This is a genomic window from Pirellulales bacterium (assembly GCA_036490175.1).
Lineage (GTDB): Bacteria > Planctomycetota > Planctomycetia > Pirellulales > JACPPG01 > JACPPG01.
In genome coordinates this window covers 76,319-87,166 of the sequence record DASXEJ010000393.1, presented here as the reverse complement: position 1 = coordinate 87,166, position 10,848 = coordinate 76,319, and the positions used below count along the sequence as shown (strand labels likewise).

Genomic DNA, 10,848 nt, shown 5'->3' with positions numbered 1-10,848 from the left:
CCTTGTCGTAGCAGCAGCGCGTGTATTCTGGGTTGGGGGCCACGGTGCCCCAGTGCTTGCCGTGTCGTCGGCAGGCAGCCGCCACGTGGTCGAGCGCTTCGAGCATCCGCGGATGCGAGAATTGGCCCAGAATGCCCATGGCCTGCGAGAGGTCGCTGGGTCCGACGAACAATAAATCGACGGCGTCATTGGCGGCGATCGCGTCAACCTCGTCAAGCGCTCCCAACGTTTCGATTTGCATGGCCAGGAACTGGTCGCGATTGGCGTCCGTGGCAAATTGTTGCTGCGACTTGTGGGTGTAGTCGGCGTCGCGCCCCGAAGTGTTCAGTCCGCGCAATCCGCGCGGCGCGAACTTGGCCCAGGTGACAAATTGCTCGGCATGGGCGGCCGACTTGATTTGGGCGGCCATCACGCCACCCGCGCCCGCCTCGAGATTCTGTGTGACCAGGGCATAGTCGGTCGGAGCCATGCGCACAAAACAATCGAAGTTGTTGGCCCGTGCGCAGGCGGCGGCCAGCTGCACCTCTTGATAGCTGAGACCGCAATGCTCCTGATCGAGCCAGAACCCGTGAAAGCCGCCGGCCAGGCCGAACATGTCGATGGTGACCGGATGGGTAAGTCGACCCAAAGCGAATACCCGCACCAGTTTGTCAGCGGCCAATAGCTCACGAAAGCGACTCATCGTCTGGTCCTCAACGTCGGGGGGGGCGGGAAGGCTGCTTTGGCCGCCAGCCATCGGCCCATGGTCAGGCCGAGAAAACGAGCGGACTTCGATGAGGCAAAGTCTGACAGTGGTTGACCTTAGCGTCAAGCGGCCAGGGCCCATTGGTGGATCCTCAGTCGCCGACCAGAAATATTTTGCATTTTTGGGCGAACCTCTTTCCCGATGAACTGTCCATGAGGCATGCGGCGGGCAATTGGTTCGCTAGCTGCCGGTCGGGCTCTTGTTCCGCATTGACTTTGGGACAGGAGCGTGACAGGCTTACTTAACTAGCCGTCGGTTTTTTCGATGATGACAGGCCGCCGAGGGCGGCAGTCCTTTTCGATCCCGCGGGCCAGTGAAACGAGCAGATTAGTCCGGCGTCGATTGTCGTCGCCGGAGAAAGTTTCGTTCTTTCCGTTCTCTCCAAAAGCGCCCAGCGCACGGAGCCTAAGATGCGTACCAACATCATTCGCAACACGCAGATCGCCATCCTCGCAAATTGCCAGGATTGGATCGTCGTCGCCGCGGCTGATGTGGTGCGCACCGTGACGCATGCGCAGCCCACATCAGGGCATCTCTCGCAGGTGCTAGTCGGTTTTACGCGGGCGCTTAAGCGCGCCATGAAACCGGCAGCAGCCGCCGCAGCCCACGCCGTGGAAACGACGTTGTATCTCGTCGTTTCCAGTATGCGTGGGCTGTCGAGGTGCTGGCATACGCTCAGCGTTATGCCGCACCTTGCGGTCGTTAGGGTCGGTTCTTAAATCCGCCACAAGCGAATCTAAGAACCTGACAGTCTGACGACGCCGGACGGCAGCCCGAGCCGCGCTGGGAAGGATCGTTTTTCGTTCCTTTCCGCACGATCCGGATGCGTTACCTGATCCTTTGCACCGTGCGTGTGCACGGTTTTTCACGGAGAGAGCCATGATCGTTCTGACCGAAGCAACACGAGAAAAGGTCCTGTTAGCAGCCCAGGTACGCTCCGCGCAGCGCGGCAACCGCGAGGCGTTCGGCCAGTTGGTCGAGCGTTTCGAGCGGGCCGTGTACGGCATCGCCTTGCGTCGCTTGCGGAATCACGCCGAGGCGCAGGAACTGACGCAGGAGGTGTTCGTGCAGGCCATGCGCAAGATCAGCCAATTGCGCGAGCCCGAATGCTTCGGCGGCTGGCTGCGCCAGATCACCACGCGGATGGCGATCAACCGGTCGCTACGCGGTGGACCTGTGATACCCACTGATCGTGAGACGCTGGAAGCAACTTGTATCGAGCGGTGCACGCCGTTGTCCGTGGCGCTCGATAACGAGCGAGCCGGCCAGGTTCGCGCCGGATTGCGGCGACTGCGCGATCTGGATCGCGAGACGTTAGAGGCGTTCTACGTTCAGGGCCAGTCGTTGGTCGAGATGAGCGATGCGTTCCATTCGCCGATCGGCACCATCAAGCGCCGATTGCACGTGGCCCGCAAGCGGCTCGCCCGTGAGTTGGAGGAGTTGGCACCGGCGTAAGCGCCCTGCCGCACGGCCGGCAATGCCGGCAAGCAAGCAGTCGCGGGCGTGATTCAAGCCCGGATCGTTCGGCCGCAACGCCGCGCGGTCCGGGCTATTTTTTTGTCAGCATCAGGCCAGCCACTGCCAGGGCCACCCAGCCCGCGATAAAGGCCGTGCCTCCTAGCGGCACAATTGCGCCCAGGATCTTAGGTCCGCCGAGCGCCAAGGCATACAGCAGGCCCGAAAAGACCAAGATGCCCGCCACGAAGCACGCGCCTGCCACGTTCAAGCAGACAGACGAACTGTGCAGTGCCAACAGGCCGACCAGCACCAGCGCCAGTGCGTGATACATCTGGTAACGCGCGGCTGTCTCGTAAACCTCCCCACGCCCAGACGCAGCCAGGCGGTCCTTGAGGCCGTGAGCGCCAAAGGCGCCGGTGCCTACCGCCAGCGCGCCAAAGATCGCGCCGAGTATGATCCAAGTACGAGGGGACACGCGCACGCTCCAGGCCAGGTTCACAGGGACTGCCCGGCCGGCATTCTAGCCGCGCGCCGCTCTTAGCGGGAGCCGCAGGAATTTCCGCACTCTGGAGGTCGAGCCCCCCGTTTACGGATTCGGTGGGTTCTGGCCGGTCAGATTAAACTCTTCCTCTTCTTGGATGATGATTCGCGGCGTGACCATCATCATCAAACTTTCGGATTGCCGGCCGATCGCGGTGTTTTGGAACAAGCGGTTGATGTACGGAATCTTGTTGAGGATAGGTACGCCGAATTCGTTGCGGCCTTCGCTCAACCGCTTTACGCCGCCCAGCAAGACGGTACCGCCGTCAGGCACGCTGACCGTGGTACTCACGCTGACGAAGGAGAACGTCGGCAACTGGACCGTCGTACCCTCGGTCACCGTGGTTGTCGCGTTGGATCGGCCGGTCGTGTTGTCGGTGGCACCTTGCGAGGCACTGTTCGATGTCGAACTGCTGGAGCCCGTGAAGGTAAATGTATTCACGGCCCCGATGCTGCTGAAGAACGGCACCAAGGTCAATCGCACGAAGCGCCGGTCCTCGGACACGACCGCCTGCACGGTTAGCATCGTTCCTTCCGAGAGCACCACGATCACCGGTTGCTGTGCCGCGGCGAAATCGCCCACGACGGGGATCACGCTGATCACGAACGGGCTTTGCGAAGTATCCGATACGAAAGCCTGCTGGCCATTGAAGAGCGTTACTTTCGGGGCCTGCAGCACGTTGCTGCGGCGGTCGCCTTGCGAAGCTTCGATGAAGAAATAGGCTTCGATGTCGCTGAGGATGGCGAAGCCCAGCGTGGCACCGGTGCCGGCCGAGTAAGAGCCGAACTGCGGAACCGCGGCCGTAAAGCTTCCCTGGCTCAGGTCGATATTCAAATTGTCTGTGAACTGATTCAGCCCGGCACCCTGCGTACCGACCGTAGCCGACGTGGCCTGTGTCAGCTGCGGATCGTAGCTCTGCAGTGCGGGGCCTTGGCCCAGCGTGCCCACGTTTGACGACCCGACCAAGGTGGCCGGGGCAAAATCTTGCAAGCTCATCTGGAAGTCGACGCCGATACGCTCAAAGAAGTTGTCGTTGAGCGTGATAAAGCGAACTTCGATCGTCACCTGCAAGTCGTGCAGACGACGCAATTGTGACAACAGTTGCGCGATCTCCTCGTGTACGTCCTGTTTCTGGCTGATCACCAGGCTCAAGTTGTTCTGGAATCGCGTGATCGTGCCGGGGCCGCCGTTGGCATCCCAACTCTCCGGTTGGATCGTCTGCACGATCAAATCGATCAGGCTGTCGAAATCCGGCTGCGCGCCGCCGCTCAATCCGCCGGGGCCTCCACCGCCAGGCTGGCCCACGCTGGCCATGGGCGCCCCCATGCTGGCCATCTGCGCCAACACGCGCGGATCCATGACGGCGTTCGTATTGGCCCCGCTGGCGCTGGCGACCGCCAAGGGCACGTCGCCCGAGTAGACGCCCCCCACCATGCCGGCGCGGGCATTGGCCTGGGCACTGTTGAGGGCCCCGGTCAAACCCATGTTGCCATCGGGCGTGAAGTTGGGGATCGGCACGATCAGATCGCCCACGTTGTAAGTGTCGGTATAGACCTCGCCGTCCCGCATTTCCTCGCTGGTGATATTCAGCACCTCGTTCTTAACGATGTAGCTGAGGTGCAGCGGTTCCAGGATCAGGTTCAACGCGCTCTTCAAAGAAATGGGCTCGGTCAGATCGATATTCACCGGCGTGTCGCTCGTCATTCCCTCGGCCGCCAGCCCGCGCGGATCCAAATGAATGTTCACGCCCGCCAGGGTCTTCAGATGGTCCATCACCTCGCTCAGCGGAGCATCATGGAATTTGAGCGAGACGGGGGTCTTCAGGCTCTTGTCGATTTCGATTTCTTTCTCGCTGCGATGCGACCGGCCTTCGAGCTTCTTACGGTACGGGCTCTGGCTCAGCTTGTTCCATTTGTCGACGTCGGTGAAGCGGATCGGATTCCGATCGTCGAACGGCGTGGCTGCCGCGTCGATTGAGTTCATCGCTTCGACGAAGCCGTCTTCTTTGTCGGCTTGAATTCCCTTGGTGTTCGCCAGGCGGCGCAGGAACCGTGCTTGCAATTGGAGCTGCTGGACGACTGCCTCGTGCGGCGCCATCTCCATGGCCCGCTTGGCCACGACCTCGGCCTCGGCATACCGCTGCTCGTCCACGAGTTTGTTGAACTGGTCGACCTCGTAGGCCAACTTCTCCTGCACTTCGACTTTGACCTTCTGTTCGCGATCGATTTCGTCCTTGACGGCCCTGTTGCGATCTTCCAGCTCGATCCGCGGACGATTGGTCTCGATGTATTGTTCGGCGTCGGCAATGCCGCGATCGGCGCTGCGCAGCAAACGGTCGCGTGTTTCCTGGTCCAGACCGGATTTTTCGACCATTACGCGGGCTTGTTGCAGGATTTCCAGCGACCGCTTCGGATCGCCGGTCTGCAACCGCTTGGCTTCACTGCGCTGCGCGGCAAGGTCGGCGATGACCTTGCGCGCCAGCACTTGCTGGTCGACCGTCGTTTTCTTCAAAAGCGAGCCGACCGATGGTTCGAGAGGAACCGGGACCTTCTCGGGCACGATCTGCACGCTGCTTTGCGCGGGAGGAGCAGTCTCTTCATCGCTGATTTCGGCCGGCACCTCGCCGCTGACGCGCTTGGCGCCCACACTGGTATCGTCAGGGATGCGGAACAGATCTTCGGTCGCGCCTGCACGAGAATCGGTGGCGGTAACGGGAATGTTTTGCGTCGTATCGCGCGAGGAATCGTAAATGGCCCGCTGCGCGGCACCGGCGGGACGAGCGGCCGCTACACCGGGCATGCCTGGCGCGCGTGCGCCGGCTGCGGGTTGCTGAATGGTCGCTCTGCTCGGTGAGGCGGCAAAATTGCTCTCCGCGGGGACATCTAGTCCCGCGGGAGAGACCGCATTGTCCTTGAATCGTCCGCTACGTCGTCGTGCCGCGGCCACGCGGCCGAGCAGATCGTCCGGCTTGGCATCGAATGGTCCGTAAGCGACCGGCAGGCGCGAAGCGTCGTTCGCCAGTCGCTCCGCATCGTCATACTCACGCCACAACAGCAGGGTCTCGGCTTGCGACATCAGCAGCTCGGCATGTTTACGGCGATAGCCCTCAGACTCTTTATTGGCGGCCAGTTTCGCCAGCTCGGCTGCTTTCTGAATCGTTGCCTCGACTTTCGCCGGGTTGTCTTCGTGCAGGTCGTAGGCCACGCCCAACGCCTTGGCCTGCGCCACCAGGCGCGCGGCCTGCGTCGCATCTCCCACGGCCATGGCCTTGCGAGATGCTAACAGCAACCTGTCGCTCTGGGCCCGGCTGGGGTCGCCCCCCACGGCATTCTGCACACCCACACTGACCGCATTCTCCAGCCCCGCGGCGATCTCCGCAGGCACCGATTCGACGGGGGGCATCGCCACTGGCGGCGTCGTGGCCGGCAGACGTGTGACCATCGCCGCTTGGGCCTCGGCACGATCGACCGCCTCGAACGGATTGGTTGCACCCGCGGGGGACCGCTCGCCCATCGGCGGAAACGCTTGCTCGTTGCGCTGCGATGCCTGACCGCGCGCATTGTTCAACCGGGCGCGGCTCGATTTCTGCTCGGCCTGCGACTGCGCCACGGGCAGCTGAGCGGAAGCGCCACTTTTTCGGTTCGCGCCGAGCGCCTGCTCTGCGGGCGGAATCTGCGACAGCGCATCGGAACGCTTGTGCGACGACCCTTCCTTTTGTCCGGGGGCGCGGTCCAGGGGACGAAGATGTTCCAGCTCGCGACGGGCCTTCTCGGGCGTGTCTCCAAAGTACAGCTTGCCGAATTGCACGTGCTGGGCGTCGGCCTTCGAGATCAGCGTCTCGGCCGTCTCCCAGTCTGCTTCGGCCATCGCCTTGCGTGCCCGTGCCAACAGCGAGGCCACCTCGCGTTTCGGATCAGCATTGCGTGCGCCGCTTTGGCCAACCGCCGCCATGCCGGTCCACGCCACGACAGTGGCCGGATGACCGCTGGCAGTTTGACACAAGGCACTGAACGAGAGGGCCGCTAGCAGCATGCCCACGACGAATTGAGGCGTCGCTTTCAACACGCTCTCCTTCACAGGGAGTCGCTTGACCATAGAGGCCCAAGACTGAAAGCCGCGGACTTGCGGACGCGACTGAGGGGTAGCCATCAAGGTGCGATTACACATTGGATTCATTTTGAACGCCGAATGATCGGGAACGGGGGCGGCTAAGTTGCTGCGCCGATTTACAACATCGCTGGTTAGCTAAGGCCGACCAGCACCTTGGCCGGTGCATAACCAGCGTAATCGTATGCTCGGACAATGAGCCACCGCGGTGAGCCGTGGCTCGCAGACTGACATGGAACTTGAACTCGGAAGAAGAGAGGCGGTTAAGTACCCGCAGGCCGGTTGGCGGTCAATATCACTTGAATCAAAACAGGCCGTAACGCGGAATTTCGCGGACCCCGCTAGCGCCGCATGCTAGCAAAGCAAGCTGATGGTCCGGGCAAGACAGAGCCACCAGGAAGAGTGGCGAAGAATGAGAGGGACGCGGATGACAGTCCCCGCCCCCGAGCCGCCCTGATATTGCTGCTGCGAAGCGACCGCGGGCGCCTGCAGTAAGCGACAGCACAAGCGGGCGCCGCATTAGCGGCCCGAAAGCACGCTGCAGATTACCACCCGGTGGCGCGACACGCTTTCAAGAGAAACTTGCATTACTACGGATTCCGCCGGCCCTTGCCCGCCGCTTCGGCGGCGCCGCGCAAGCCGCCGCCACCGGCGGCCTCGGTCTTCTTTTTCTTCTTCGGCTTGTCATCCGCTTCTTCCGCGGAATCCGTGGACTTAGCGGCGTCCTGCTGGTCTTTCAACTCTTTCAATCGGACCTTGGTGCTCTCATACGTATCTAAATCCGCTAACTCGCTCTTCACGGCCAGCCGACCGCCAGGTTCCATCACCAACAATTGACCAGGCCCCTTGGTTCGCGTTGCGTTGGGAATGGAATCTCCCCCGGTCATGTCCAATACCAGCGTGTCGGTCTTGAATGTGATCGGCTTGACGAGGTTGAATTCGATGGGGGTGTCTTCGGTCGGAAAATTGGCGACCTGACCGCGAATCAGCTCGGCCACGCGCGAAGCGTCGACAGCTTCCTTCGGATCCCACATCCGTACCAGCACTTCAATCTTCTGCTCGGCTAGTCCACTCGCTTTTTTCACGCCACCGGCTAGCAAGCTGAATCCGCGCGGAATCGCCACTTCTGGCGAAATCTCACTCCAAGCAGCATCTCTCGTGGGCCCCTTGGTCGACTGGCCATTCGCCAAGTACTGCTGCGCGACTTTGTAGTTGGGATTGGCCAGCACCAGTTTGACACGATACCTGTACGATTTACCCGGATGTACGGTGTAATCGAAGAAGCGGAACAGCTTATATTCGACTTTTGGACCCGTCTGCACACTTTCTGCCCGAGCGCCGCCCAGGCTACCCATAAGACCATTACGCCCCGCAGCTCCAGCCGCCACCGCGCGCAGACCAACACCCGCAGCGGGCGCCGCGCGGGCTCCGACAACGTTGGCCTGCCCCGCTCCTAGATTCTGCGCGCCTACTGGAATCTTGGGATGCGCCACGGACTTGTCATGTTCTTTTCCGTTGATGTAGGGGAGCGGCCGGCAGATCGCCGGATCTTCAAACACCGGATCGACGGGATCGGTGCCCGTTTGAGTAAACGTCGCTTCCAGATCAGCGGTGCGTTTGCGATCGATGACCACCCATTTCATCTTCGCATCGTCAACCGCGGCGCTATCGGGCAAAACCTCGGCCCGCTCAATTTCGAACGAATCGTATTGGGGAAAATCCAGCTGATCATTGGCATAGCGCACGTCACGAAAAGCGCTCCGATACTCCTTCAACTGATTGGCAAATGGTACCAACCCCGTGATGACGGCCCATTGCATGCCCTTGAGCGTGCTGCCACTGGGTGCCGCGGCTGCAGGGGCGCCGCCTAAGCCGGGAGCGCCAAGGCCGCCGGGCCGGGCCCCCGCTCCTAAGCCACCACGTCCCGCGTTGCGCTTTAGTTCCTCAAGCCCGCCGCCGGGTGGCGGTGCCGCAGCAGCGCGCGGGGCGACGGCGGCAGCGGCAGCAGGATCGTCGTTGGCAACACGAATAGGAATCGCGCCGTAGCCTGTGGCCACGTGTACGTCTTGCAGGGCCAGATACTTAGGCTCGGGGCGGCGTTTTTTGCTGTCCGAGATCGGCCGGTTCCACGACTCGCGCGTATCCCACCTCGCCGCGACCTCCTCGGCCTTGGGCAGATCTTTGACGACCGGCACGTCGGTCGCAGGATCGAATGTCGAGCTATCGACCTTGCTGCTGACGCGTTGCGCATCACCGTTGAGTTGCAGGGGTGTCTTGGGATACGGGCTCTGTTTCAGGGCGCCCACGAAAAACATCAGGAAGCCGAGAATGAAGACCCCGAAGACCGCCTTCTCCACGTGCGCCGAAAGCAGTTCGACGGCCTGCGCTTTGTCGATCTTCTTAATTTTGAATTTCATAATCTGCTCTCACTCCTGCGCCGCGCCCGATCCCGTTGAACCCCGACAAGTCATTGCCTAGACTCGATCACATCACAGAGGCAGCTGGACTATCGCAGGCCTCCCGCACCACCAGTCGTCGAGCCAATAAAGTTTCTTGGTGTTTTTACCCCGGCTGTGGGCACGCCGTTGGGGCGTTTGCCCGGATCGGCTGCTGTGCCGGTGCCTAGCTTGGTCTCATCCGGAGGATTATAGAGTTGCACCAAGCCGCAGACCTCGAACGTCACATCCTGGGGGTTGGGCTCGATGTCGTCGTTCTTTCCTCCGCCGGCGTTCTGCTGGGCCGGCTGTGGCCCCGCCCCGCCGCCTCCCATACCGCGTAGTCCACCACCGGCCGCCGGGCTGGCACCGGGGGTTCCCCCCGAGGATACAAGTGGATCGAACATGGTGCAGCGGACGACTTCGATGGGAATGGGAGCGTTGGCGCAATTCACCAGCAATTGGGGAATTTTCCGCTGGTCAATGACGACGCGCATGCGGACAAACATCAGCCGGAATTCCGCATACGGTTGCTCGGCTGCCGTCAAAGGCACGCCGGTATCGCCGATGTAGCGACCGTTCAGCAGTTCTTCGTCCGAGGCTTTTTCCTTTTCCTCCTGCGAAGCGTCGGCTGCAACCTCTGGCCCCGCTGTCCCGCCGGCACTTAAACTGGCTGCTCCCATTCCGGCGGCAGACGTGCCCCCGCCATCCGTTTTTTCGACAAAAACTCTGGGACTACCGGCCACCGCGTCGTTAATTGCCCACTGTGCGATCTCGAGCGTGTCGATGCGCTTGATGGGCACCGCGATAATGTCCAAAGCTCCCTCGTTGGTCTGCCGAATGACTTTGGCAAGATTCTCCAGCATCCACACATCTTCCTGCGCCAAGCGGATGCTCATAGTTGTGGGAGTCGCTGGATTGGCTTTGAAGTTGTAACGCTGCTCGAGCGCCGCTCGATGCGCCGGGTTCCACACAACCAACCCTTCCATCTCGATCGTGGGGCCGCTGGTCGCAGCCGCAGCCAGCGATCTGCCGGGTGCCGCATCCGCGGCAGGTTTTGCCTCGCCTTCGGTCGCAGGCTCTTCCTCCGAGGGTACCTCGACCGGCCGTCGATAGTCGGCCGTAAGAAAAACTTTGTCGACCAGCACCTTGGGAAAAACCAAATTCTTGTAAAGTCGACGAACAGTGTCCCCAATCGGCGAGTCGGGCTTGAGTCTCGCCATATCTTCGGCGACATCCGCGGGCCAGCTGAACAGCTTTTGCTGCTCGTCATAGCGCTGCTTCCACTCGGCGAGCACCTTCTGCTTCAGCTCATCATCACGGGCGGCAACCCCCGCGGAAAAGCTGCCGTTGGGAGGGCGCGATTCTTTGTCGACGCCCGATAGCGCACTATCAGACCCTTTGACAATTCCTTCGTTGCTTTTGGTCTCATTCGCAACGCTGTTCGTTCCCGACCACCAGCAGAGGAAACCTATTATCGCAGCAATCGAGCACAGCACCCAGAAGTGATGCTTCTTAAGCAGGCGAAGATAGACTTTGACCTGATCCATAGTGGCGTGCCT

The 10,848-nt window shown here is 61.4% G+C and carries 7 protein-coding genes; 2 read left to right on the top strand and 5 right to left on the bottom strand.

Going from position 1 to position 10,848, the window contains the following annotated elements; translation table 11 throughout:
- A partial coding sequence (locus tag VGG64_30440) for an aldolase/citrate lyase family protein (GenBank protein HEY1603959.1) occupies nucleotides 1–682 on the bottom strand: 682 nt, incomplete at its 3' end.
- Nucleotides 683–1,155: 473 nt separating this feature from the next.
- Between VGG64_30440 and VGG64_30435 the strand changes: the two genes are divergently transcribed.
- Nucleotides 1,156–1,464 (top strand): hypothetical protein, encoded by a 309-nt coding sequence (locus VGG64_30435; GenBank protein ID HEY1603958.1) that lies wholly within the window; start codon nucleotides 1,156–1,158, stop codon nucleotides 1,462–1,464.
- A gap of 160 nt (nucleotides 1,465–1,624) precedes the next feature.
- The gene (locus VGG64_30430) at nucleotides 1,625–2,200 is read left to right on the top strand and encodes a sigma-70 family RNA polymerase sigma factor (GenBank protein HEY1603957.1); all 576 of its coding nucleotides are present in this window, start codon (nucleotides 1,625–1,627) and stop codon (nucleotides 2,198–2,200) included.
- A gap of 94 nt (nucleotides 2,201–2,294) precedes the next feature.
- On the opposite strand, the gene VGG64_30425 is transcribed toward VGG64_30430, so the two are convergent.
- From VGG64_30425 to VGG64_30410, 4 genes are all read right to left on the bottom strand, one after another.
- Nucleotides 2,295–2,678 carry a DUF423 domain-containing protein gene (locus tag VGG64_30425; GenBank protein ID HEY1603956.1) on the bottom strand — a complete coding sequence of 128 codons (384 nt, stop codon included), beginning with the start codon at nucleotides 2,676–2,678 and terminating at the stop codon, nucleotides 2,295–2,297.
- 111 nt (nucleotides 2,679–2,789) lie between these two features.
- The gene (locus tag VGG64_30420) at nucleotides 2,790–6,806 is read right to left on the bottom strand and encodes a hypothetical protein (GenBank protein HEY1603955.1); all 4,017 of its coding nucleotides are present in this window, start codon (nucleotides 6,804–6,806) and stop codon (nucleotides 2,790–2,792) included.
- Nucleotides 6,807–7,441: 635 nt separating this feature from the next.
- Nucleotides 7,442–9,268, bottom strand: coding sequence for a hypothetical protein (locus tag VGG64_30415; protein ID HEY1603954.1), 1,827 nt, complete (start codon nucleotides 9,266–9,268; stop codon nucleotides 7,442–7,444).
- 89 nt (nucleotides 9,269–9,357) lie between these two features.
- Complete coding sequence (locus VGG64_30410) at nucleotides 9,358–10,836, bottom strand: hypothetical protein (GenBank protein HEY1603953.1); 1,479 nt, start codon at nucleotides 10,834–10,836, stop codon at nucleotides 9,358–9,360.
- Nucleotides 10,837–10,848 lie beyond the last annotated feature (12 nt).